Below are 23,553 nucleotides of genomic sequence, written 5' to 3' on the forward strand. Positions count from 1 at the left end.
CCGCCGTGATTTGTCGCAAAATAACTCTAAAATATTTTGACGACAGGGTGTTCAGGATGAAGACATATTTTCAAAAAGATTATCAGCTCGGCTCGTTTCAATTTTTTTCAACATCTCATATACTGACTTTGCTGGTGCTTGCAGCGCTCGGCGTTTGTTTGTTCGTCTTTCGCAAGACGCTGCAAAAACCGCGGTGGAACCGGGTGATTCGCTATGCCTTTGTGGCGGTTTTATTGATTTCTGAAATCAGCTACCACTCCTGGTTTATCTATGTAAATTCATGGACGCCGCGCTATTGTTTGCCGCTTCACCTCAGCGACCTTTCGGTTTACCTTGTCATCATCCTGTTATTGACGAAAAACCTCAACTTGTTTAAATTTCTTTATTTTGCCGGTTTAGGAAGCGCTTTGCAAGCGATTCTGACGCCTGACTTGGGAAGGTACGGCTTTCCTCATTTCCGCTTTTTTGAATTTTTCATCTCCCACGGAATCGTCGTACTGGCCTGCCTTCTGATGATTGCAGCCGAAAAGTATAAGCCGACTGTGCGCTCTCTCTGGGTCACGTTTCTTCTCGTCAATGTTTATGGCGCATTCATCTTTTTGATCAACCGTTTGCTGAATTCGAACTATATGTACATGATGAAAAAGCCGGGCGGCGGAGCTTCACTGTTAGATGTGCTCGGGCCGTGGCCATGGTATCTTTTATCAGCCGAAGCGGTCACGATCGTCTTCTTCTATCTTCTTTATATGCCGTTTTGGATCGCCGGGAAGGTGAGAGAAAAAAAGGATCATGCATGATCCTTTTCCATGGCTTATATTAGCGATTAACCTTTTCTAAAAAATAAACGTCCATATGAAGCAAAAAAGCAGATCTCGTAAAAGATCTGCTTTCTATTACATACTGATTTGTTTCTTTTGTTCATGAGCTGTTTCTGGCTGTATTTCCTTCGTGAGTTGATGCCCTTCTATGTCTACATTCGGAATAATCTTGTCCAGCCATTTTGGCAAATACCAGGCTGCATTCCCCATCAGCTTCATCAGACTTGGAATCAGTGTCATTCGTACAATAAATGCATCAAAGAGCACACCAAAGGAAAGAGCCAATCCGTTGGCTTTAATAGAAGCTTCACCAGCAAAGATAAACCCTGCAAAAACGAATATCATGATCAGGCCGGCTGCGGTGACAACAGGACCGCTGTGTTTTAATCCAGCCTGAATGGCTTGTACTGGATTCTTTGTTTTTACATATTCTTCACGCATTCTGCTTACAAGGAATACTTGATAATCCATCGCTAATCCGAACAGAATCCCAATGGATAAAATCGGCAGGAACGCGAGTATCGGCCCTTTTTCAGGTATTTTGAAAAAGTCGATGAGATTCCCGTCTTGTAAAACAAATACACAGATTCCAAGAGTGGCTGTCATCGTCAATATGAAACCTGCGACAGCAACAAGAGGCACAAGCAACGAACGGAATACGATTGTCAGCAATAGAAACGCAAAACCAACAATGAGTACAGCAAACACCGGTATCGCATCATTAAGGCGATCTGAAATATCAATATTCACTGCGGTCGATCCAGTAACGAGCAAATCTACCCCGTTTTTATCTGATAAGCTGCGTACATCCTTTACCAAATCCTTCGTTGCTGCATCATTTGGACCTGTTTCAGGAACTACTGTAATGATGGCAAAGTTCCCTTCTTTATTAGGCATTGCAGGAGTGACACTCGCTACATGGTCCAGTTCCTTTATTTCTTTCACTGCATCTGCGAAGGCTTCCGCCTTATTTTCTGTTACACTTGCGGCATCCGCTACAATTGTTAATTGACCATTAAATCCTTCTCCAAAACCGTCGGCAAGCAAGTCATAAGCCCGGCGATCCGGGTTATCCTTCGCTTTCATCCCTGCATCAGGCAAGCCCAGCTCCAAATGCATAGATGGGATACTAATAACGAGCAAAATCAGAATGCTGCATACACTTAGCATGATAGGATTCTTTGTGACAAAGCGTCCCCAGACATTTGTTTCCGCGCTTTGTTTTTCTTGTTTCTTGTTTGCTTTCGGAACCATCCGTTTCCCCGCTATCGACAAGACGGCAGGCACAAGCGTGATTGAAGCGAGAACAGCCATCAGTACACTAAGTCCTGCTGTCAGCCCCATTGCAGACATAAAAGGAATGTTAACGACAGTCAATCCGCAAAGTGCGACGATAACAGTAAGTCCGGCAAAAACGACTGCACTCCCGGCTGTTCCTGTAGCTCTCGCAATTGATTCATTTTTTTGTATACCTTCGCCTAAAAACTGGCGGTGCTTCGTAAAAATAAATAAAGCATAATCAATTCCAACTGCAAGGCCAATCATTCCGGCTAATGATAGACTGACGGAAGCGATATCGAATACTTGTGTCCCAATCAAAACAAGCCCAATACTTACACCTAATCCAATCAGTGCTGTTAAAATCGGCAAACCTGCTATTAATAAAGAGCCAAACGTAATGGCCAAAACGATAAAGGCCAAAATAATGCCGATAATTTCAGAGATACCGCCTATCTCCATCTCAGCTCCTGGTACATCTCCGCTTAGCTCAGTTTGCAATCCCTCATAATCAGCCATTTTCAAACTGTCTTTTAAGTGTTTGATAGAGTAATCTTTAATATCATCTGCTGATGATTTATACTTGATATCAGCATAGGCAACTGTGCCATCTTTCGCGATTGTTCCTGTCACAAAAGGACTTGCAATCGAGTCAACGGAACCATCTTTATCGATTTCCTTTAACGTATTTTCTATTGCTTTTTCCGCTGACTTCGAAGTCAGTTTCTCCCCATCTTCAGCACCGAAAATAACCCGTATGCTCCCTTTATCAGGACCGTGGGGAAATTCTTTTTGAATGACATCCATCGCTTTTTCCGAAGGTGTGTCAGGTATGGACATATCCTCAGAAAAACTTGGTTTTAACGTGATTGCAAGGCCTATCGAAGCAACTAGCACAACGATCCATGCGCATATTACTTTTATGCGATTGCGAGCAACCCATCCTCCTAATTTATATAACATTTTTGACATGATAATCTCCTTTCAACACATTGCTTGATCACATTCTTTCTCATTGTAGTGGACAATGAAATAAAAAAAACGTACATTCGGGCATGTACGTTTGGGCAAATTTTAAATTTGATATTATTAATCTAATGTCAGAATGCCTCTTTGCATGGCAATCGTCACTGCTTCAGTTCTTGAATTCGCGCCTAATTTATTGTAAATGGACGTTAGTCTAGACTTTACTGTTCTCTCAGAGACGCCCAAATCAAAGGCAATCGCTTTGCTTTTAAGACCTTTAGCAATTGCTTTTAGAACAATGACTTCCTTTTCTGTCAGCTGCGTATCACTGCTCTGCTTCTTCATCCGCTCCAATTGGATTTCTTGCAGACGTTTTAAGATATCAGGCTGCAATAGCACGTTTCCTCTTATTGCTGCATCCATCGTATGAAAAAGGGTTTCTGAACTTGTATCCTTCAATAGATATCCTTTCGCTCCTAATTCAATTCCTTCGATCATTAAGTGATCTTCATTATACGTAGTCAAAATAATGATGGGGATGTCGTGTTTTTCTTTTATTAGTTTAATGGCTTCTAACCCGCTCATCTCTGGCATATACAAATCCATGAGAATAATATCCGGTTTTAATTCATCTGCAAGGCGAACTGCTGCTTTGCCATTTTCCGCCTCTCCTATGATGATGTAGTGATCATTCGTTTCAATTAAAAGCTTCAGACCTTCCCTCACGACAAGATGGTCATCAACGATTAAAACCTTATTCATCTTGCATCTCTCCCTGAATTGGTACAGTGATATCAATTTGTGTTCCTTTAGATGTTGTACTCTTTATATTGAATTGGCCTTTCATTGCTCTGACGCGTTCTTCTATGCCGAGAAGCCCATAATGTCCTCTCTTTTTCTTGCCCTTTTCAACATCAAATCCTTTGCCGTTATCCTTGACGGTTAAATGGAGCCTCCTCTTATCATCATCCCAAATGGACACTGAGATCGTTTCTGCTTCAGCATGCTTTACGGCATTCGCTATGCATTCTCCAATGATGTAATAACAGTTTTCAGCTGTTCTAATGTCCGGCACTTGGTCTAATCTGTAGTCTAAAAAACAAGCCATGCCTGTCGACTCTTGAAAATGATCCATTAATGAGGTAATTCTTTCTTTTAAAAAACCGATTTCTTCTGATTTGCTGCGCAGATCGTCAATCGCTGAACGTGCATCAGCTAGTGTGCTTTTCACTCTATTCATAGATTGTTGAACGATTTCTTTTGCTCTCTCTGTGTTGTCTTTGGCGAGATGAATATGAATAGCGTCCAGCTGCATATTTAAACTGACCAGCCCTTGAGCAAGCGTATCGTGCAAGTCCCGGGCCATACGCTGTCTCTCGTTTTGCAGCGTCAGCTGTTCTACCTGCTGATGAGCCAGCTCCAGCCTTTCGAGAGTCAGCTGCGCTTTTATCCTTTCATCGACTTGGGCAAAAAATGTAGCGGCATATGTGATAATCACGATCATAATAGGTACTGCTATGACAAGAAAATGCAAATATTCACCTTTGTGAATATGATATAGTACAGTGATTGACAGCAGAAGCAATAAATAAAGGATAAGGAACGTCTTTCTTCTGTCTGCCATTCCTATAATCTGTCCGATCAAAAATGCATAAAGGCCAATGATGATCAGCACTAAAAAGCCTGACATGACATTAGCAAGTGTAAAAGTGATCAAACCTTGTAATATGAAGTACAGAATCACCCTTTTCTTAACCCAGCGATATGAGTGCCAATGCATCAAAGCAAAGATGGCGGTCAATACCGTAAACACATTAAGCAATAAAATGGACCAGCTCCCATTAAGAAATTGCAGCACGATAGAGGCGACATAGATCATGAGAATAAAAGCCAGGCCCGGCACTCTGAGTGCAAGCATATTTAATGCCCGCCTATCATGTGAGTAGTATTTTTCTTTGAAAGGATTCCTTATCAGCAAACCTCATCCACTTCCTTTAACAGTTTAACCAAAAAGAGACTTATGAAAATCGATCCCATTTCATTGAACGTGCAACATACATTTATCCAATCATTTTATAGGAAGAGAAGGAACACAACAATACCAATGTGCAGTGAACCATTAGATCTTCCCAACATATGAACATTGCCCAAACGTACATATGCATTCTGCCTTTATGTACGTTTTATCTTTCCAAATTTACATTTAAAATAATGAGGAACTCACTATTCATTAAAGGAATGATCAACATTGAAATCGATTGATCTCACAATTTTATCATTAAAAAGAAAAGGAATCCGAACTGAGAAAGTGTCAAAAAATCAGTGCCCTGATCGATTAAGCAATGCGAACGAAACAGACAAGCATAGAAACAAAAATCGTCAATCCAAGAACAAGCGTAAAGAAAAAGAGGAATGAAGATGTATTGGTTCTTAGGTGCTTTATTATATTTTCTCGTCGGTACTTGTATTTTCATTGGAGTCATTAGAGGCAGTCACTCAGGCTCATGGATACTCCTAGCATTAGCAGCCCCGCTCATCATTGTTGGCTATCCTTACTTTTATTTAAAGCAGCATCTTGCTAAAAGATAGCAAAATAGACGCTATACAATCCGAGGATCATGCATGATCCTTTTTTTTTCGGCCTATCGACGGTGTTTATTTTTCGAAAAAAGGGAATAGAACAAAAAAAGAAAAGGAGATGGAAGACATATGAAAAGCGACCGAACCATGCATATTATTTCTTGTACAGACAATAACTACGCACAGCATTTAAGCGTGATGTTCGCATCATTGCTGACGAATATGGATCAGACGCGCGATGTGAAACTGTATGTCATCGACGGAGGAATTGAACCGGAAAATAAAAAGCGTCTGGAAGAGACAACCCTCCAATTCGGGGCTCCCATTACATTTCTTAATGTAGAAAAAAGCCAGTATGACCGGGCGGTCGAAAGCAGTCATATTACAAAAGCGGCATACTATCGGATTTCCATCCCCGATCTGATTGATGACGAATCTGTCAAACGAATGATCTATGTCGATTGCGACGCATTAGTGTTAGAGGATATATCGAAGTTGTGGGACATGGACATATCACCTTATTTCGCAGCGGCAGTAGAAGATGCAGGCCAGCATGAACGGCTGAAAAAGATGAACATCAGCGACGAAGCAAAGTATTTTAACTCGGGCATTATGGTCATCGATATGGAAGCCTGGAGAAAAAACGACATTTCGAAAAAAGTCATCGACTTTATCAATAATAACGATGAAGACATGTTTGTGTTTCATGACCAGGACGCGCTGAATGCAATTCTTTATGATCAGTGGCTCGAACTTCATCCAAGATGGAACGCCCAAACACACATTATTTTAAAAGAAAAAACGCCGGCTTCCCTCATCGATCAAAAGCGCTATATGGAAACAAGGACAAATCCCGCAATCGTTCATTTCTGCGGCGGAAACAAGCCTTGGAATTCACAAACCTCACACCCGTACGCCCGTCAATATTTTAAGTATTTGCAGTCCACGGCCTTTAACCAGCCGGCCAAATTGTCTAAAAACCATGTCAGCTAACATGCCAAACACATTTTAAATCGCAGGATGAATCGATATAATGAAAACAAACCCTGACGTATCCCCATATTCGCTTGTTTCCTTTCATCGGAAACAAGCATTTTTCTTGGCGTGCAAAAATTCCTGACGAATGGAGGAGCGCTTTTGGTTAAAGTGCTGTTGACGCTTAACGGACTGTTTTACCGCGCAGCGCCGCGGTTGAGAGAAAGGGTCGAACGGCTCGGCGCCAAATTTACGTTTATGGATTCAAATCGGTTGACGAGACAGGATTTACTGACTCATATCAAGGATGTCCATATTTATATCGCCGGCGTTGAAAAAGCGGACCGGGAGCTGATCGACGCCGCTCCGGAACTTCGATATATCATGAAATTCGGCGCGGGAATCGATAATATTGATGTGGAATATGCAAATGAAAAAGGAATCCTTGTCACGAATGCACCCGGCCAAAATGCCTCGGCAGTCGCCGATTTGGCATTCGGTCTTCTGCTCTCTGGCGCCCGTTCGATCCCGCAGTCAAACGCCGCTGTCAAAGCCGGCTTATGGCAGTCGGCGATGGGCTATGAGCTCGATGGAAAAACACTGGGGCTTATCGGTTTTGGGGAAATCGGCAAAAAGGTTGCAAGACGGGCTTCCGGGTTTAATATGAACGTTTTGGCGTACGGCACATACAAAGACTACAATGCAGCCAAACGGCTCAATGTACGGTTCGCAGAGCTTGACGATCTCCTGACAAAATCGGACTTTGTATGTATCAGCACGTCTTTAAGACCTGCCACCTATCATTTGATCAATCAAGAAAAGCTGGCAAAAATGAAGAAAACCGCGTACCTGATCAACATTGCCCGCGGAGAAGTGGTGGACGAAAGCGCGCTTATTCAAGCGCTTGAACAAAAACAGATCAGGGGCGCAGCATTGGACGTCTTTGAAACCGAACCGCCGGCTGCCCGAATCACTGGACTCGACAATGTCATTTGCACGGCGCATATCGGCGGCGCTACGTATGAGAGCATCAGGCGTATCGAAGAGGTGACATATCAAAACATCAAAAGGTTTATCGAAAAACAGCCGCCGGCTTTCCGCGTTCTATAAAGACCGGAAACGGCGATAAGCCGCGTCCGGTTATGTTCTTTGAAAAAACTCAACCATTTCTCCTTCGGGCCCAAAAAGAAAAAAATAGCGGAAGCCGTTTGGCAATATGGTGATCTCATCTTCCATCAGCTTGATGCCGGCGCCTTTTACGCGGGCGAATTCAGCCTCGATATCATCGGTTGAGACGGCAAAATGATGAACTTTTCCTTCCTGAGGAAGGCTGTCGTTATATCCCTCGATCAATTCAAGCTCTGTCTCGTCTTTGTTCTCAAATCCTAAAAAAGCGAGTTTCATAACGCCATTTGTATGGGTCATTCTGCCTTTCAGCGTCATTCCGATCACATCCTGGTAGAATGCGATCGAAGCATCAATGTCTTTCACCATCAGTCCTACGTGGTCAATTCGCGCCATTTCGCCATTCCTCCTTTCGTTTCTCCATCATCTTAGAAAAATTGGAATCGTCTGTCAATTATATCGATTACATGATGAATAAGAATAACTATCAGGCGTTATGGTAGGATAGAGAAGACTTTAAGATAAGGACTGAATCAAATGCATACATTAAAAATAAAACATCCATTCACTGCAAAAATGAAAAAGGGCTATCCTCTAATCGAAAAAGAAGCCGTTTCTTCGCAAGAAAACGGCATAAAAGAAGGATCACTGATCAGGATTACCGATGAAAACGGCAGGTTTTTAGGAAAGGGCTATTATGGCGAGCAAAACAAAGGGATCGGCTGGATTCTGACCCAAAACGAAGAGGAATCGATTGACCAGTCATTCTTTTTAAGCAGGCTGGCGAAAGCCTTTCAGGCCAGAAAAACGCTTTTTCAAGATCCGGATACGACCGCTTTTCGTTTGTTTAACGGGGAAGGCGACGGAATCGGCGGCTTTACGATTGATTATTATGACGGCTACTATTTGTTCCAATGGTACAGCAAAGGGATTTATGCGTATAAAGAAACGATTATGGAAGCCCTTGATGAATTGACGGACTATAAAGCCGTATATGAGAAAAAACGGTTTAATACGGCCGGGCAGTATGTAGAAGATGACGACTTTGTCAAAGGGGAAAGAGGGGAATTCCCGATCATTGTGAAAGAGAACGGCATTCATTTTGCCGTTTACCTTAATGACGGAGCGATGACCGGCGTTTTTCTCGATCAGCGCCATGTCCGCAAGGCGGTTAGGGACCGTTATGCGGAAGGAAAAACCGTGCTCAACACCTTCTCATATACCGGCGCATTTTCTGTGGCGGCGGCGCTCGGGGGCGCCGAAAAAACGACGAGCGTTGATGTTGCAAACCGCAGTTTAAGCAGGACGATCGAACAATTCAGCGTGAACGGGCTCGACTATGAAGCCCATGATATTAAAGTCATGGACGTTTTTAAATATTTTCAATACGCGGCCAAAAAAGAACTCGCCTTTGACCTCGTCATCCTTGATCCGCCTTCATTTGCGAGAACGAAAAAGCATACATTCAGCGCGGCAAAGGATTATAAAAATTTGTTGAAAGACGCGATTCGAATCACTAAAGATCAAGGTGTGATCGTCGCTTCGACGAACAGCAGCGCTTTTGGGATGAAAAAATTCAAAGGCTTTATCGAAGCGGCATGCAAAGAAACGGGGACGCGCTTTACAGTGCTTGAAGAGCATTCGCTTCCCGAAGATTTTAAAACGGTGAAAAGCTATCCTGAGGGCGATTATTTAAAAGTTGTCTTTTTGCGAATCCGCCATCGTTAATGTAAGCCGGCTGACTGCAGGATGGGGAAAAATTTTGCGATAAAAACAATACCTGTCGATCAATTATTCATGTATATTGATATTACGCAAAAAACTCAGGCAGGGGGAAGTTATGGATTACGGAATTTTAATATCGATAGGTATTTATATGGCAGGAATGCTTTTCATCGGATATTTTGCATATCGCAGGACATCAAATTTGACCGACTACATGCTTGGCGGAAGAAATTTGGGCCCCGCCGTCACCGCGTTAAGCGCAGGAGCTTCCGATATGAGCGGATGGCTATTAATGGGGCTGCCCGGTGCGATGTTCCTGAACGGATTGAGCAGCGGCTGGATCGTTGTCGGTCTGACAATCGGCGCTTATTTGAACTGGGTGTATGTTGCGCCGAGGCTAAGGACGTATACGGAAACGGCCGGCAACAGCATTACCATACCCGATTATTTCGAAAACCGTTTTAAAGACGGTTCAAGGTTGTTACGGATGACGTCGGCTTTTGTTATTTTAGTATTTTTCACTTTTTATACATCATCCGGAATGGTGGCGGGCGGAGAGCTGTTCAGAACCGCATTCCACCTTGATTATCGGATCGGCATCTGGCTGACGGCCGGGGTTGTCATTCTTTATACGCTCTTCGGGGGCTTTTTGGCTGTCAGCTGGACCGATTTTGTTCAAGGGACGATCATGTTTATCGCGCTTATCTTAATGCCGGTAGTCGTTTTTGTCCAATTGGGGGGAATTGCACCGGCGTTTTCGGAAGTGAACGCGGTTAACCCGGACCTTCTCCGCCCGTTTCAAGGAACAACCGTAATCGGTATCATTTCATTACTGGCATGGGGGCTCGGCTACTTTGGACAGCCTCATATTATTGTCAGGTTTATGGCGATTTCAAGCGTGAAAGAGCTGAAGAGTGCCAGAAGAATCGGCATGGGCTGGATGATTTTTTCGATTTGCGGAGCGATGCTGACAGGTCTCGTCGGCATCGCCTATTTCAGCGCGAATCATCTTTCGTTAAAGAATGCCGAGACGATATTCATTAAGCTTGCCGACCTTTTGTTCCCTTCGGTGATTACGGGGTTCTTACTGGCCTCCATTTTAGCGGCTGTCATGAGCACGATTTCTTCGCAGCTTCTTGTAACCTCAAGCGCGCTGACAGAGGATTTTTATAAAGCGTTTATCCGGAAAGGGGCTTCTGACAAAGAACTTGTTCTTGTTGGAAGGCTGTCTGTCCTCGCCATTTCACTGATCGCACTCATGATGGCGCTTCATCCGAATGAAACGATACTGAATCTTGTCGGCTATGCATGGGCAGGCTTCGGGGCGGCATTTGGCCCCGTCGTTCTGCTGAGCCTGTTTTGGAAACGCATGACGAAGTGGGGTGCGCTTTCAGGGATGCTGTCCGGGGCGCTGACCGTTATTGTGTGGGAGCAAGTGAAAGCTTTTGACCCGGTTTATGAAATCATTCCCGGATTTATTGTTTGTACAGTCGTGATCATCGCCGTCAGCCTGATGACAAAGAAGCCGCCGGCAGAGATTGAAAAGGAATTTGAGACGGCGGTTGAACAGCTGAAAGGGTGAGAATATGGTGATGGTCTTTATCCAAGTAATATTGACGATCGCTTTCCCTCACAGGGGCTTTCGCAGGATTCCTGTGGACATTTTCCAAAGAAAAAGCCGATGAATTTTTCTCGGAAATGACGGCGGATGAATCGGGAATCTTCACAATTTTCGGTTTGATTGGTTTACTGAACGTCAAGCTGTTAAAAGCAATTTCCCCAAAATTACCGCATGACCGGGCTCTCAGGTGTATTTCTATTATTCCGGTCGTTATATTATTCATGATGTCCGTAATCATATGGCTGATCGATTTCTAAATGAAAAAACCAAATTGGCGGAAACCTTCACCAATTTGGTTTTTTATTTTTTGGTTATTACACTGCAATAAGGGAAATCAGAAACGGCGCTGCACAAAGCGTGATGATCGCAGCCAGGATCATCGATACACTTGAAATCGTTCCGGACACGGAGCTCAGCTCAAATGCTTTTGACGTACCTGCGCCGTGGGCGCTTGTGCCAAGCAGCACGCCCCTTGCGATTTCATTATCAATCCTGAAGTAGCGAATGACCATCGGTCCGATCACTGACCCGAACAGTGCGGTCAATATGACAAAAACAGCGGTCACCGCAGGCATTCCGCCGATCATTTCAGAAACGCTCATTGCAATTGGTGTTGTGACCGATCTGGGAACAAGGCTCTCGATCAGGTCTTCATTCAGCTTGAAGAGTTTTGCGATAAACGCTGTTGACAGGATCGCGATACAGCAGCCTACAGCCACGTTGATAATGATTTCAACCGCGTATTTTTTCAAGATTGGAAAGTATTTGTACAGCGGAATCGCAAAAGCCACGGTTGCCGGCTGGAGCATGTCTGTCAACAAGCGTCCGCCCGCATTGTATGCTTCAAAAGGCACGTTGATGAAAAGCAGCAGGCCGACCAGTATCACCGGCGTGACCAATAAAGGTGATGCATACACCTTTGGATGGCGTGTATAAACCGCTTTTGCGCCCAAATAGATTAAAACTGTTGCGATCAGGCTTATGCATCCGATGAGCATGTTTTTTTCCTTTCCTTTCTTTTGGCAATCAATTGAGTCAGCATTCCGGTCGACACCATAACAACGAATGTACTGATGAGGACAACGAGTATAATGCTTGTGCCGAATTCAGCCAAAATATCCCCGTAGTTCATAATCCCGACGGCTGAAGGGACAAAGAACAAAAGCAGCTCCGCGAGAAGCCACAGCGCGCCGATTTCAATCCATTCCAGCTTAATGATTTTGAAATGGAGAAGCGCAAAAATGACGATAATCCCGAGAATGCTGCCGGGAATGTTTATATGAAGAACCTCGACAATCAGATTCATGAAACGCGCGAATAAAAATAAAAGAGCGACCTGACCTAATCCTTTAATGAATGTTTTCATGTCATTATCCCCCTTTCTAAACAAGAGTGTACATGAGTTTTAAGTATAGGTAAAATACATATACAGAATAGATATTATTCATTTTGTCTATAGTTAAAAGCGGAAATCGGGTCAAAAGAAACAGTTTACTGGCTAAAATTAGAAATTGTCGCCCGGAATCATTTGGCGATTTTTTGTGACCATTAAACCGGCGTGTTCCCGTGCCTTTAGACTTGTCCGCGATGAAAGCGGTGTACAGATGATTCAAAAAGACGGGTTATATGTACTTAAAATGCGGTGTGAGGAAGATGCTTAACTGTGTATATATCCCTAAAAACAGTATTTAAAGCCTATTCAACATCCGTGATTTTCGACTTAAACTATAAATATTGGAAATGAGCAAGTCTAGTCAAAGATGTGAATCTAAACCGAATCATAATTTGACAAGGAAACAATCAATGCGAATCATACTGCAATTTCAGAGGTGACAATAATGGACTACTCAGACACGCTGCAAAAAATACACGGTGTCCTCTCCCATAAGGCGGCAGAGCTGGAAGAACAAATTGCAAGGCTGGAGCGGGCAAAGCGCGATGTAGAGCGGGAACAAAACCTCGGAATCGAAGAAATCAGGCAGATTTTGCGACCGAACCTTAATGAGTCGTGGACCGGAAGCAGAGCAGCCGATTTTGACGAAGCACGTGATGAAGCGCACACGGCTATGTACAGAATTTTCACCGATGAGTATGATCGGTATATTCATAAAATCGATTTAAAGATATTTGCTTTAGATTCTGAAAAAGGGGCTGTTCAGGCTGCAAGCTGGTCAGCCGACCGGGCGGACTTTCTGATGGAAAAAGGAGAGGAGGCCGTCGACGCTCTGCACAGCACAATCAACGGTTTAAAAGGATGGTTGAAATGAGCAAAACGATTAAACTTAACCATGCGGCGGTTATGAAGCAGCTGGAACAAGTAAGCAGCACGCTTCAAGCCGTGTCTTTAAAAAGCCCGTCAGCCGGAGCGCTCGGGCGGAACAACCTTGATTTTACAAAAAAGTGGCTTGAACGCGAAGCCGAAATTTGCAATATGGTCAAACAGTATAAAGAGGCTGTTCGTAAAAACATTGAGGATACCCGTTCGAATGTGGACACGCTGAAGGAACAGGATGAGGCGATCGCCCGAAGATAGGCGCTGCCGGCTGTATGCCGGCAGCGTTTTTTTATGTTGATGAAGAAGGAATTCCGCGGGGGTGCAGAAAACAATGAAATTGGTTTAGAATATGAATACAAGCAGGAACTCTGAAAGGATGTCAAACAAATGGACATACGCCACTTAACCTATTTCTTGGAGGTAGCCCGTCTGAAAAGCTTCACAAAAGCTGCTCAGTCATTATACATATCCCAGCCGACAATTTCCAAAATGATTAAAAATCTTGAAGAAGAGCTGGGGATCGAGCTGTTTTACCGGCGGGGGCGGCAGATCGAGCTGACTGACGCGGGGCAAAGCATGTATGTGCAGGCCCAGGAAATCACCAAGTCGTTTCAAAATTTAACTTCAGAGTTGAACGACTTGATGGACGTCAAAAAAGGGCACGTTCGGATCGGTTTGCCGCCGATGATCGGTTCCGGTTTTTTTCCGAAAGTGATAGGGGATTTCAGAGATAAATATCCGAACGTCACCTTTCAGCTTGTTGAGCACGGATCTGTGAAAGTGCAGGAGGGAGTGGAAGACGGGTCGCTTGATATCGGCGTTGTCGTCCTGCCTGCAAAAGAGGAGACTTTTCACTCCTTTACGATTGTAAAAGAAGACTTAATGCTGATCGTCCACCCGTCCCATCGCTTTGCCGATGCGGAAGAGATCGAGCTTCGGCAGTTAAGCGAAGAACCGTTTATTTTCTTCCGGGAAGACTTTGTTCTTCACGAACGGATTATTACAGCCTGCTTGAAGGCGGGATTTCAGCCGAATGTCATTTATGAAACCTCGCAATGGGATTTCATCAGTGAAATGGTTTCCGCGAACCTCGGGATCGGTCTTTTGCCCGAAAGAATTTGCCGGGATCTTGACCCTGAAAGGGTGAGGAGCATTCCGCTGGTGAGGCCGGCCATTCCTTGGCATGTTGCCGTCATTTGGAGAAAAGACCGCTATCTGTCGTTTGCTGCGAGGGCGTGGATTGATCATACAAAATCGTATATATGGAGCGAGAATTCAAAAACAGAAAGGGATGCAGCCGAATGAATCTGGAAGATGCCGCAAGGGGAATTGAGAAAGTCAGAAAGCAAAAACCGCTCGTACACAATATGACAAACAATGTCGTCACCAACTTTACGGCAAACGGTTTGCTGGCTCTCGGCGCATCGCCGGTGATGGCGTATGCGAGGGAAGAGGCCGCCGACATGGCAAAGATCGCCGGAGCCCTTGTGCTGAACATCGGCACGCTCAGCCGTGAATCTGTTGAATCGATGATCATTGCAGGAAAATCCGCCAATGAACATGGAGTGCCGGTTATTTTTGATCCAGTCGGTGCCGGGGCAACGCCGTTTCGAACGGAATCGGCTCAAGCGATCATGCGCGAAGTGAAGGTTTCCGCCGTCAGAGGCAATGCCGCAGAAATTGCCAACACGCTTGGAGAAGACTGGCTGATCAAAGGCGTGGACGCGGGTGAAGGGAGCAGCGACAGAACGGAGCTCGCAAAAAAAGCCGCGAAATTATGGGATACAGCCGTCATCATAACCGGAGCTGAAGATGTGATAACGGATGGAACAAGAACGTATACCGTAGGCAACGGACATCAACTGCTAACGAAAGTGACGGGGACAGGCTGCCTGTTTACCTCTGTCATCGGTGCGTTTCGCGCCGTTGAAAAAGACGTTTGCCATGCCGCTGTATCTGCAGCCGCTTTTTATGGAACGGCGGCCGAGTTGGCCGCGGAGAAAACGGAAAGCCGGGGGCCCGGAAGTTTTCAAATCGAGTTTGTGAATCAGCTTGCTGCCGTTGAAGCGATGGATATAATAGAACGCGGCAGGATCAGAGAGGTGGAATAAGATGACGCGAGTCTCAGGAGAAGCAATGAAAGATCTGTTGTCCGTCTATTTTATTATGGGTTCAAACAATACCACAGGGGAGCCTTTAACTGTTATTGAACAAGCTTTAAAAGGCGGTGCGACCCTTTTTCAATTCCGCGAAAAAGGCGAGGATGCGTTAAAAGCGGGAGAGCAAAAGGCCTTTGCTCGACAAGTGCAGGCGCTCTGCAAACAGTTCAATGTTCCGTTTATCATCAATGATGATGTTGAACTCGCGCTTGAACTTGACGCCGATGGCGTGCATATCGGACAGGATGATGATAAGGCCGCAGACGTCAGAGCGAGAATCGGGGACAAAATCCTCGGTGTGTCCGCGCATACACTTGAAGAAGTCTTAAAGGCGGAAAAGGATGGAGCGGACTACATCGGTGCAGGACCGGTTTATCCGACTGAAACAAAGCTGGATACAAAAGCTGTGCAGGGCGTCTCGCTCATTGAAGTGATCCGCAGGCAGGGGATTGGCATTCCTGTGGTCGGAATTGGCGGGATCACGATCGAAAATTGCGTCCCCGTCATCGAGGCCGGCGCCGACGGCATCAGTGTCATCAGCGCCATCAGCAAAGCCGCCGATCCAAAGCAGGCCGCCAAGGCGTTTAGCGAGAAAGTGCAAGCTGCTAAACAAAGCGCACATTCCTAAATGGAATATGCGCTTTTTTATATAAAAATTAAAATCTCTCGTTCATAAACCGTTCCAGAAAACTTCCGGTCACAAGGGAGGACATGCCAAGTGCCGAGGCGGTGCGGCCCAGCGAGGAGATTTTCAAATGATAATTAGACAAGGCTTCTGCTGCGCTTCTTGAGGCAATCGTTTTTTTGATCGCATCGACGATGATCGGATAGGATTCCACAATGGTATTCCGCAAGATAACGGTATCGGGATTCAACGTCTTCAAGATGTTGAGAAGTCCGATGCCGATATGAAAGCCAAATCGTTCAAACGTCTCCATCATGTCCGGATCACCGCGGTCTGCAAGTTCTTTAACGGTTTCGTAAAGCGGCGCCCCGGAATTTTCTGCATAGTGAGAGAAGACGGCTTTTTCAGAAGCGTAAAGCTCCCAGCAGCCTCTATTCCCGCACCGGCATAATGGACCGTCGAAGTGAATGGACATGTGCCCGGCTTCTCCGGAAAAACCTTGCACACCTCTAAACAGTTTTCCGTTCATTAAAATCCCTAAACCGATTCCGGTATTAATGCTGACAAACACGGCATGCTCCAGCTGGCCGGCCTCTCCGTATTCCTTCTCGCCAACGGCGCCGGCGTTTGCTTCGTTTTCAATTAAAATGGGAACGCCGAACTTTTCTTCGAGTTTTTCTTTTAACGGAATCAAATGGATCGGTTTATTTGGCGTAAAGACTACATGCCGTTCGTTGTCCACCAAGCCGGGCACGCACACACCGATTCCGGTCAATCCGTATGGGGAAGGCGGTATTTTGTCAACAGCAAGCCCCGTCAATTCGATTAATGCCTCTTCTGTCGCCTGAATGTCTTCTTCATCCAACGTCCGTTCGAATTGTTCAATCAAATGCCCTTCAAGATCGGTTAACACAACAATCACATAATTGGTTCCGATATCTACACCAACCGCATAGCCGGCTTTTCGATTGAATTTCAGCATAACGGGCCTCCGGCCGCCGCTTGACTCGCCGTGGCCGGTTTCATAAATGATGTCCTTTTGAAGCAGGGAAGACACTTGAGAGGAAACGGTCGCTTTATTTAATCCCGTTATTTCCGAAAGTTTTGCTCTTGAAACAGGTGCGTTTTCAATAATCTGCTCAAGAATCAGGGCTTTGTTCATTTTTTTTACAAGGGCTTGATCCGCTGTATTCAATGTCAATCACTCCATTGTTTTGAAGCTGTGAATTTATTATAGTATAACAAATTTGGAAAACTCAATTTTTTCCTTCATTTCCATTGAAAGCGGTTGATTCATCTTGTAAAATAAATACAAGGAAGTTAGTTTAATGGTTAAACAAACTTGATTTTTTAACGTTTGCCTTGTAAGGAAAAGTGAAGGGAGAGATCGGAATGCTTTTTAAAAATGTCGGAATGATTGAGTATGAAGGAGCCGATTCGGAAAATCCTTACGCATTTAAATATTACAACCCTGATGAATATGTCGGCGGCAAAACGATGAAGGAACATCTTCGCTTCGCTGTTGCGTATTGGCATACCTTTGATGCGGACGGGAAAGACCCTTTCGGCGACGGGACGATGTTCCGGGCGTGGAATCGGCTGACACATCCTTTGGATAAAGCAAAAGCCCGTGCGGAAGCGGCTTTTGAATTTTTTGAAAAGCTCGGCGTGCCTTATTTTTGCTTTCATGACGTTGATATCGTTGATGAAGGAGCAACGTTGCGTGAGACCTTCACGTATTTGGATCAAATGTCGTCTTTTCTCAAAGAAATGATGGAGACAAGCCGTGTTCAGTTGCTTTGGAATACAGCCAATATGTTTACGCATCCGAGATATGTCCACGGAGCCGCAACTTCTTGCAATGCAGACGTCTATGCCTACGCAGCCGCAAAAGTGAAAAAAGGGCTGGACATCGCAAAGGAGCTTGGTGCGAAAAACTATGTGTTCTGGGGCGGAAGAGAAGGTTATGAAACATTGCTGAATACAGATATGAAGCTTGAACTCGAAAACTTGGCTTCATTTTACAGAATGGCAGTTGAGTATGCGCGCGAAATCGGTTTTGACGGCCAATTTTTGATCGAGCCGAAGCCGAAGGAGCCGACGAAGCACCAATACGATTTTGATGCGGCCACAACGATCGCTTTTTTAGAAACTTACGGTTTAAAAGACCATTTTAAACTCAATCTTGAGGCGAACCATGCGACATTGGCCGGGCATACATTTGAGCATGAATTAAGGGTGGCTGCCCTGCACGATATGCTGGGTTCCATTGATGCCAATCAGGGCGATTTGCTCCTGGGCTGGGATACCGATGAGTTCCCGACTGATCTGTATTCTGCGGTTCTGGCGATGTATGAAATTTTGAAAGCAGGCGGGTTTAAAACCGGCGGCATCAACTTCGATGCTAAAGTAAGGCGCCCGTCATTTGCCGATGAAGACTTATTTCACGCTCATATCGCAGGAATGGATACGTATGCAATCGGCTTGAAAGTTGCCTCCCGCCTGATCGAAGACAAAGCGCTCGATCAGGTCATTGAAGAACGTTATGAGAGCTTCACGAAAGGCATCGGGCTTGAGATCAAAGAAGGCCGTACCGATCTGAAAAAGCTCGCCGCTTACGCTCTTGAACACGACCATATTGAAAATCAGTCAGGCCGCCAGGAACGACTGAAAGCGATCGTTAACCGTTACTTATTGAATGCTTTGCGCGAAGCGCCAGCAGGAAAGGAGACACGCTAGTGGAATACGTGATCGGGGTCGATCTCGGCACCAGCGCGGTTAAAATCATCCTTGTCAATCAGCGGGGAGAGCTGTCCGGCGAAGCCTCCAAATCGTTTTCCATCATTCAGCCTCATTCCGGTTATTCTGAACAGGATCCAGCAGAATGGGCGGAAAAAACGAAGGAAGCCATTAAGGAATTAGTCATGCATTTCCCGGGAAAAGCATCTCAGATTAAAGGGATCAGCTTTTCCGGACAGATGCATGGATTGGTACTTTTAAACGGCAAAGGAGAGGTTTTGCGAAACGCGATCCTATGGAACGATACACGGACAACCGAACAATGCCGGCTGATTAACGACAAAATCGGAAAGGAGCGCCTGCTCGAGATCGCGAAAAACCCGGCGCTCGAAGGCTTTACCCTTCCGAAGCTTTTATGGGTGAAAGAACATGAAAAAGAGCTGTTTGAAAAGGCGGCCGTTTTTTTGCTGCCGAAAGACTACGTCAGGTATACGATGACGGGGCGTCTTCACAGCGAATATTCAGATGCAGCCGGAACGCTCCTGCTTGATGTGAAACATCAAACATGGAGCGGGGAAATCTGCAGCAAGCTCAGCATCCCGGAGTCCTTATGTCCGGATTTGATTGAGCCGGGTGCCTGTGTCGGCGGCCTCAGTCCGGAATTCGCGGCCGAAACCGGGCTGGCTCCTGAAGTCAAGGTGTTTGCCGGCGGCGCTGATAATGCATGCGGCGCGGTCGGCGCCGGTATTTTAAGAGAAGGAACCGCCCTTTGCAGCATAGGCACCTCAGGGGTTGTTCTCACATATGAATCAAACCGTGATCAAGAGTTTAATGGCAATATTCATTTTCTGAACCATGCCGCCCCCGATGCGTTTTATTCGATGGGAGTGACGCTTTCGGCAGGACGCAGCTTCAGCTGGTTTAAAGATGTATTTGCCGGGCAAGCGTCATTTGACGAATTAATCAGCGATATTGACCATTCCCGTCCAGGGGCCGGGGGACTGCTGTTTACCCCTTACTTGTCAGGGGAGAGAACCCCTCATGCCGACGCAGATATTCGCGCAAGCTTTATCGGGATGGACAGCGCACATACTCGGGCGGACTTCGTCAGAGCCGTCATTGAAGGCATCACATTCTCCCTTCACGAGAGTATTGAACAATTCCGTGCCGTGGGAAAAGACATCAGCCGCGTGATTTCAATCGGAGGAGGCGCCAAAAGCGATCAATGGCTGCAAATCCAGGCGGATATCTTCAACACCGACATCATCAGACTGACAAGCGAACAGGGACCGGCATACGGTGCAGCCATGATCGCGGCCGTCGGGTGCGGCTGGTTTCCGTCGCTTGAAGCTTGTGCAGACCGATTCGTTCTCATCAAAGAAACCTTTTCGCCCCGCCGTGAATACAGCAGACAATACAAAGCTCTATTTCAAATTTACAGAGATGTCTACCGCCACACGAAAACGCTGAACGAGCGGCTGGCAAGCTTTCGGGAATAAATAAAAACTTATGGGCCGGCCGGCTCATAAGTTTTTTTCGGGCTCGATACGGTTTAAGATTGATCCATGTGGATGCCTGTATGCGCTTTGACCTGAATTTCTGCAAATGCTTCTTGATCAGGGGTTTTTGAAGACAGAATCGTTCCGAGATAAGCGCCTAAAAAGCCGAGCGGAATGGAGATGATTCCCGGGTTGGAAAGCGGGATCAGCGGTTCTCCGACAAAGATGGCGTTTCCGGCCGGGTCCCAGACGCTCGGGCTGATGGAGACGAGGATCAGCGCGCTTAAAAGACCGGTCAGACTGCCGGCCAAAGCGCCGGACGCATTGAATCTTTTCCAGAAGACGGTGAAGATAATGAGCGGCAGATTGGCGCTTGCCGCCACGGCAAATGCAAGCGAGACAAGAAACGCGACATTCAGCGATTGGGCGAAGACAGCAAGCAGAATCGAAAGGACGGATACGCCGATGGAAGCCCACCTTGCAGCAACCATTTGCTCTTTTTCCGTAGCCGCGCCTTTTCTGATAATCTGGCTGTATATATCATGCGCAAAGGCGGATGCCGCCGACAGAACAAGTCCTGTGACCACCGCCAAAATCGTTGCGAAAGCGATGGCTGAGACGAAGGCGAACAGAAAATCTCCGCCGAGCGCCTGAGCAAGCAGTGGCGCAGCCATGTTCCCCGCTTTATCGGCAGCTAAAATGTTTTCAAAACCGACAAACGCGGCAGCACCAAAACCGAGAAAGACCGTCATAATATAAAATATACCGATAATCCATGTAGCCGAGATAACCGATTTCCTGGCCGTTTTGGCATCTTTCACTGTATAAAACCGGATGAGAATGTGGGGCAGGCCGGCTGTTCCGAGGACGAGCGCCAAATTGAGAGAAAGTGTTTCAAGAGGAACCTTATACTTATTGCCGGGGTTCAAAAAATCCGCCCCGAGCGGAGTAGCTGTTTTCATTTGTTCAAACATGTTTGTCAGGCTGAAGCCGAATTTTGAAAAAACGATGACTGAAATGATGAGCGTTCCCGCCATCAAGAGAACGGCCTTGATAATCTGGACCCAGCTGGTTGCAATCATTCCTCCGAATACGACGTAGATGGTCATCAAAACCCCGACAATGCACACTGCCAGCGTATAATCGATGCCGAGCAGAAGCTTGATCAACGCGCCGGCGCCGACTAACTGTGCAATCATATAAAAGGTGGAGATCGTGATCGTGTTTAATGCGGCGACACCGCGAATTTTCTTTTGTTTAAAACGGGAGGCAATCATGTCCGCCATTGTAAATTTGCCGAGGTTTCGGAGCGGTTCTGCCACAATATAAAGCACGACTAAATATGCGACGAGGAAGCCGATACTGTAGAAAAAACCGTCAAACCCGTTCAAAGCGATCATCCCGGCAATTCCGAGGAAAGAAGCCGCTGACATGTAATCTCCCGCGATAGCCAGTCCGTTTTGAATGCCGGTAAGTCCCCCTCCCGCCGTGTAAAACTCATTGGCTGTTTTTGTCTGTTTGGCTGCGAAATACGTAATGACAAGCGTGAGAGCGACAATGGCAAGAAACAGAATAAAGGCTGTGGCACTCATGAATCAACGCCTCCAATCTTCTTTTTGAAATCGTTTGCAATTTGATCGAATTCACCGGCTTTTTTCGTATACATAATGCACAGCGTCCACGTCATAACAAACTGAGCAATCGCGAAAACCCATGCCCATGTGATGGATCCGACTGCCGGCTGATTCAAAAATGTGAAGTATGATGTCATAACTGGCAGCAGGAAATAAAAGAGCAAAAAGAAAATCGTCATCGGTACAATAAAAGCCCGTTTCCGCTTTAACAACCGCTGGAACTCCGGAGATGCCGCAGCTTTGCTGTAATCTATTTTGCCTTCTCTCATTTGGTCTTTGCCCCTCCTTGTATTTGTCTGAAAAGATACAACAAAGGTATGTAACAAGCTCCGGATTTATTCTTCAATTTTCACAAAGCCTCTTATTTATATAAGATGAAAGACCTGATCATCTCGAATAAATGTTTTTTCCATAAATGGAACCGTTTATTCACCTTTTCATTTGTCATGCCTTCCGCCCCGTTTCCGACTCTGCCAGCTTCCTTCTCAATTCATTTGCAGCCACCATCGCTGCCCGATCTGTCATCACGCCGCCGGGCTTGTTCCCTTTGCCGAGCAGATAGCCGTCGAATGTCATGTTCATAAAGTCAAAGATGTATTGAAACTGTTGAATGAGCGGCAGCCCTTTCAAGCGGGGATCATCGTCCCCGACAGCCGCGACATAGACTGTTTTTTTCGCCATTTCCTGTTTAAATGCAGATCTCCCGTTCTCAACCAATGTCTGTGACCAGCGGTCAATAAAGTTTTTCATCAAACCCGACATTCCGTACCAATAGATCGGGGTGGCGAAAATCAGGATATCCTTCTCCAACACCCGGCTGATCAGGCCTCTGTAGTCATCATCAGGATAAAAAGGGGCTTTATTGCTGTGCCTGTAGTCTGATACGGGCTCAATGTGATAGTTTCGCAGGTATATCTTATCGGCATCAAGTCCGTCTACTAATCGATTCACCAGTTCTTCCGTATTTCCGTTTTCGCGGGAGCTTCCGCAGATTGCTGCTATCCCCATATTCATCATCCTCCTTGGAATCGGTCATGAATTCAGTTTAAGATAACAACAACCATCAGTAAAATTGATATTTTAGATATTTACCATCGGAAAAAACGATTATATAGGCAAATGCATAATAGAAAAGAGAGGATGGAAAGGAAGCCAGAGGATGTTATCTGAAGGATCAAGGCCAAAAGCTCCGCCCCCTATCAGGAGAAAGGCAATCGAAACCGATGCAGAAGAAAGTGTATGGGGCTGCTGACATCAGCGTTGGTCAGCAATGCCTCTAAAACGCCTTAATCAATCCGGTCTGGTACCCCTTAAGAGAGTGAAGCTGGAAAAATGAAACGACCTATGTACAGGGCAAAAGGTAAGGCTGCTCCTTAAAATGCGCGTTTATATGGAGCAGTCAGAATGTATACACAGGCAGCAAGCCTGCTGCTCAAATACGTCATTATCAATTAAAACACTCGTTAAAACAGCCGGTTGGATCATCTTGATAGACCAAGATTCAACAGAACCGCCTGTTTTTTTTTGGATAACT

24 protein-coding genes are annotated in these 23,553 nt (G+C 45.6%); 14 read left to right on the forward strand and 10 right to left on the reverse strand.

All coding sequences use genetic code 11. The features are described 5' to 3' along the window. Positions 1-56 precede the first annotated feature (56 nt). The gene (locus H2R00_RS16515; RefSeq protein ID WP_182069862.1) at positions 57-797 is read left to right on the forward strand and encodes a YwaF family protein; all 741 of its coding nucleotides are present in this window, start codon (positions 57-59) and stop codon (positions 795-797) included. A 96-nt stretch (positions 798-893) separates the two neighbouring features. On the opposite strand, the gene H2R00_RS16520 is transcribed toward H2R00_RS16515, so the two are convergent. The 3 genes from H2R00_RS16520 to ydfH form a co-directional block, all read right to left on the reverse strand. Then, entirely contained in the window at positions 894-3,068 is a 2,175-nt protein-coding gene (locus H2R00_RS16520) for an MMPL family transporter (protein WP_182069864.1), read from the reverse strand. 117 nt (positions 3,069-3,185) lie between these two features. Beyond that, positions 3,186-3,824, reverse strand: coding sequence for a two-component system response regulator YdfI (gene ydfI, locus H2R00_RS16525; RefSeq protein WP_006639539.1), 639 nt, complete (start codon positions 3,822-3,824; stop codon positions 3,186-3,188). Continuing rightward, on the reverse strand, positions 3,817-5,040 hold the full coding sequence (ydfH, locus tag H2R00_RS16530) for a two-component system sensor histidine kinase YdfH (protein ID WP_182069866.1): 1,224 nt from the start codon (positions 5,038-5,040) through the stop codon (positions 3,817-3,819). The genes ydfI and ydfH overlap by 8 nt, the downstream gene beginning before the upstream one ends. A gap of 270 nt (positions 5,041-5,310) precedes the next feature. Here ydfH and H2R00_RS21310 point away from each other — a divergent pair, with 270 nt between their 5' ends. The 4 genes from H2R00_RS21310 to H2R00_RS16545 all read left to right on the forward strand — a co-directional run bounded on the left by H2R00_RS21310 (position 5,311) and on the right by H2R00_RS16545 (position 7,727). Continuing rightward, positions 5,311-5,478 carry a hypothetical protein gene (locus H2R00_RS21310; RefSeq protein ID WP_244958251.1) on the forward strand — a complete coding sequence of 56 codons (168 nt, stop codon included), beginning with the start codon at positions 5,311-5,313 and terminating at the stop codon, positions 5,476-5,478. Further along, positions 5,475-5,651: a hypothetical protein gene (locus H2R00_RS16535; protein ID WP_085959885.1), complete on the forward strand. Its 177-nt coding sequence runs from the start codon at positions 5,475-5,477 to the stop codon at positions 5,649-5,651. The genes H2R00_RS21310 and H2R00_RS16535 overlap by 4 nt, the downstream gene beginning before the upstream one ends. Positions 5,652-5,771: 120 nt before the next feature. Then, positions 5,772-6,635 (forward strand): glycosyltransferase family 8 protein, encoded by an 864-nt coding sequence (locus tag H2R00_RS16540; protein ID WP_154994794.1) that lies wholly within the window; start codon positions 5,772-5,774, stop codon positions 6,633-6,635. 144 nt (positions 6,636-6,779) lie between these two features. Then, positions 6,780-7,727: a phosphoglycerate dehydrogenase gene (locus tag H2R00_RS16545; RefSeq protein WP_154994796.1), complete on the forward strand. Its 948-nt coding sequence runs from the start codon at positions 6,780-6,782 to the stop codon at positions 7,725-7,727. 30 nt (positions 7,728-7,757) lie between these two features. On the opposite strand, the gene H2R00_RS16550 is transcribed toward H2R00_RS16545, so the two are convergent. Next, positions 7,758-8,138: a VOC family protein gene (locus tag H2R00_RS16550; RefSeq protein WP_154994798.1), complete on the reverse strand. Its 381-nt coding sequence runs from the start codon at positions 8,136-8,138 to the stop codon at positions 7,758-7,760. A gap of 141 nt (positions 8,139-8,279) precedes the next feature. On the opposite strand from H2R00_RS16550, the gene H2R00_RS16555 reads away from it, so the two are divergent. Beyond that, positions 8,280-9,470 carry a class I SAM-dependent rRNA methyltransferase gene (locus H2R00_RS16555; protein ID WP_182069868.1) on the forward strand — a complete coding sequence of 397 codons (1,191 nt, stop codon included), beginning with the start codon at positions 8,280-8,282 and terminating at the stop codon, positions 9,468-9,470. A 112-nt stretch (positions 9,471-9,582) separates the two neighbouring features. Next, positions 9,583-11,049, forward strand: coding sequence for a sodium/proline symporter PutP (putP, locus tag H2R00_RS16560; RefSeq protein ID WP_182069869.1), 1,467 nt, complete (start codon positions 9,583-9,585; stop codon positions 11,047-11,049). A gap of 353 nt (positions 11,050-11,402) precedes the next feature. Here the strand turns inward: putP and H2R00_RS16565 are convergent, their stop codons facing one another. Both H2R00_RS16565 and H2R00_RS16570 read right to left on the reverse strand, forming a co-directional pair. Next, on the reverse strand, positions 11,403-12,086 hold the full coding sequence (locus tag H2R00_RS16565; protein WP_154998654.1) for a CidB/LrgB family autolysis modulator: 684 nt from the start codon (positions 12,084-12,086) through the stop codon (positions 11,403-11,405). Then, positions 12,068-12,454 (reverse strand): CidA/LrgA family holin-like protein, encoded by a 387-nt coding sequence (locus H2R00_RS16570; protein WP_003186233.1) that lies wholly within the window; start codon positions 12,452-12,454, stop codon positions 12,068-12,070. The genes H2R00_RS16565 and H2R00_RS16570 overlap by 19 nt, the downstream gene beginning before the upstream one ends. Before the next feature lie 472 nt (positions 12,455-12,926). On the opposite strand from H2R00_RS16570, the gene H2R00_RS16575 reads away from it, so the two are divergent. The 5 genes from H2R00_RS16575 to thiE all read left to right on the forward strand — a co-directional run bounded on the left by H2R00_RS16575 (position 12,927) and on the right by thiE (position 16,150). Next, positions 12,927-13,355, forward strand: coding sequence for a YwqH-like family protein (locus H2R00_RS16575; RefSeq protein ID WP_154998656.1), 429 nt, complete (start codon positions 12,927-12,929; stop codon positions 13,353-13,355). Beyond that, complete coding sequence (locus tag H2R00_RS16580) at positions 13,352-13,621, forward strand: YwqI/YxiC family protein (RefSeq protein WP_065644440.1); 270 nt, start codon at positions 13,352-13,354, stop codon at positions 13,619-13,621. The genes H2R00_RS16575 and H2R00_RS16580 overlap by 4 nt, the downstream gene beginning before the upstream one ends. Positions 13,622-13,750: 129 nt before the next feature. After that, positions 13,751-14,668: a cidABC operon transcriptional activator CidR gene (gene cidR, locus H2R00_RS16585; RefSeq protein WP_154998658.1), complete on the forward strand. Its 918-nt coding sequence runs from the start codon at positions 13,751-13,753 to the stop codon at positions 14,666-14,668. Continuing rightward, positions 14,665-15,474, forward strand: coding sequence for a hydroxyethylthiazole kinase (gene thiM / locus H2R00_RS16590; RefSeq protein ID WP_154998660.1), 810 nt, complete (start codon positions 14,665-14,667; stop codon positions 15,472-15,474). Before cidR ends, thiM begins: the two co-directional genes overlap by 4 nt. 1 nt (position 15,475) lies before the next feature. After that, positions 15,476-16,150 (forward strand): thiamine phosphate synthase, encoded by a 675-nt coding sequence (gene thiE, locus H2R00_RS16595; protein ID WP_182069871.1) that lies wholly within the window; start codon positions 15,476-15,478, stop codon positions 16,148-16,150. Between the two features lie 28 nt (positions 16,151-16,178). On the opposite strand, the gene H2R00_RS16600 is transcribed toward thiE, so the two are convergent. Beyond that, the gene (locus H2R00_RS16600; RefSeq protein ID WP_154998664.1) at positions 16,179-17,342 is read right to left on the reverse strand and encodes an ROK family transcriptional regulator; all 1,164 of its coding nucleotides are present in this window, start codon (positions 17,340-17,342) and stop codon (positions 16,179-16,181) included. Between the two features lie 197 nt (positions 17,343-17,539). Between H2R00_RS16600 and xylA the strand changes: the two genes are divergently transcribed. Together xylA and xylB are read left to right on the forward strand one after the other, a co-directional pair. Next, complete coding sequence (xylA, locus tag H2R00_RS16605; RefSeq protein WP_182069873.1) at positions 17,540-18,886, forward strand: xylose isomerase; 1,347 nt, start codon at positions 17,540-17,542, stop codon at positions 18,884-18,886. Further along, positions 18,886-20,385, forward strand: a complete 1,500-nt coding sequence (gene xylB / locus H2R00_RS16610) for a xylulokinase (protein WP_182069875.1) — start codon at positions 18,886-18,888, stop codon at positions 20,383-20,385. Before xylA ends, xylB begins: the two co-directional genes overlap by 1 nt. 53 nt (positions 20,386-20,438) lie before the next feature. Here xylB and H2R00_RS16615 read toward each other — a convergent pair whose 3' ends face one another. The 3 genes from H2R00_RS16615 to H2R00_RS16625 form a co-directional block, all read right to left on the reverse strand. Next, positions 20,439-21,977 carry a solute symporter family protein gene (locus H2R00_RS16615; RefSeq protein ID WP_154998670.1) on the reverse strand — a complete coding sequence of 513 codons (1,539 nt, stop codon included), beginning with the start codon at positions 21,975-21,977 and terminating at the stop codon, positions 20,439-20,441. Continuing rightward, positions 21,974-22,288 (reverse strand): DUF485 domain-containing protein, encoded by a 315-nt coding sequence (locus tag H2R00_RS16620; protein ID WP_154998672.1) that lies wholly within the window; start codon positions 22,286-22,288, stop codon positions 21,974-21,976. Before H2R00_RS16620 ends, H2R00_RS16615 begins: the two co-directional genes overlap by 4 nt. A 175-nt stretch (positions 22,289-22,463) precedes the next feature. Beyond that, a complete protein-coding gene (locus tag H2R00_RS16625; RefSeq protein ID WP_182069877.1) occupies positions 22,464-23,027 on the reverse strand; it encodes a flavodoxin family protein in 564 nt (187 codons plus the stop codon). Positions 23,028-23,553 lie beyond the last annotated feature (526 nt).

This window comes from Bacillus haynesii (assembly GCF_014042035.1).
GTDB lineage: Bacteria > Bacillota > Bacilli > Bacillales > Bacillaceae > Bacillus > Bacillus haynesii.

Bases quoted from the DNA above. Each gene is read 5' to 3' on its own strand.
- H2R00_RS16515 (WP_182069862.1), top strand. From the start codon at position 57: ATGAAGACATATTTTCAAAAAGATTATCAGCTCGGCTCGTTTCAATTT.
- H2R00_RS16520 (WP_182069864.1), bottom strand. From the start codon at position 3,068: ATGTCAAAAATGTTATATAAATTAGGAGGATGGGTTGCTCGCAATCGC.
- ydfI (WP_006639539.1), bottom strand. From the start codon at position 3,824: ATGAATAAGGTTTTAATCGTTGATGACCATCTTGTCGTGAGGGAAGGT.
- H2R00_RS16535 (WP_085959885.1), top strand. From the start codon at position 5,475: ATGAAGATGTATTGGTTCTTAGGTGCTTTATTATATTTTCTCGTCGGT.
- H2R00_RS16540 (WP_154994794.1), top strand. From the start codon at position 5,772: ATGAAAAGCGACCGAACCATGCATATTATTTCTTGTACAGACAATAAC.
- H2R00_RS16550 (WP_154994798.1), bottom strand. From the start codon at position 8,138: ATGGCGCGAATTGACCACGTAGGACTGATGGTGAAAGACATTGATGCT.
- H2R00_RS16555 (WP_182069868.1), top strand. From the start codon at position 8,280: ATGCATACATTAAAAATAAAACATCCATTCACTGCAAAAATGAAAAAG.
- putP (WP_182069869.1), top strand. From the start codon at position 9,583: ATGGATTACGGAATTTTAATATCGATAGGTATTTATATGGCAGGAATG.
- H2R00_RS16565 (WP_154998654.1), bottom strand. From the start codon at position 12,086: ATGCTCATCGGATGCATAAGCCTGATCGCAACAGTTTTAATCTATTTG.
- H2R00_RS16570 (WP_003186233.1), bottom strand. From the start codon at position 12,454: ATGAAAACATTCATTAAAGGATTAGGTCAGGTCGCTCTTTTATTTTTA.
- H2R00_RS16575 (WP_154998656.1), top strand. From the start codon at position 12,927: ATGGACTACTCAGACACGCTGCAAAAAATACACGGTGTCCTCTCCCAT.
- H2R00_RS16580 (WP_065644440.1), top strand. From the start codon at position 13,352: ATGAGCAAAACGATTAAACTTAACCATGCGGCGGTTATGAAGCAGCTG.
- cidR (WP_154998658.1), top strand. From the start codon at position 13,751: ATGGACATACGCCACTTAACCTATTTCTTGGAGGTAGCCCGTCTGAAA.
- thiM (WP_154998660.1), top strand. From the start codon at position 14,665: ATGAATCTGGAAGATGCCGCAAGGGGAATTGAGAAAGTCAGAAAGCAA.
- thiE (WP_182069871.1), top strand. From the start codon at position 15,476: ATGACGCGAGTCTCAGGAGAAGCAATGAAAGATCTGTTGTCCGTCTAT.
- xylA (WP_182069873.1), top strand. From the start codon at position 17,540: ATGCTTTTTAAAAATGTCGGAATGATTGAGTATGAAGGAGCCGATTCG.
- H2R00_RS16615 (WP_154998670.1), bottom strand. From the start codon at position 21,977: ATGAGTGCCACAGCCTTTATTCTGTTTCTTGCCATTGTCGCTCTCACG.
- H2R00_RS16620 (WP_154998672.1), bottom strand. From the start codon at position 22,288: ATGAGAGAAGGCAAAATAGATTACAGCAAAGCTGCGGCATCTCCGGAG.
- H2R00_RS16625 (WP_182069877.1), bottom strand. From the start codon at position 23,027: ATGGGGATAGCAGCAATCTGCGGAAGCTCCCGCGAAAACGGAAATACG.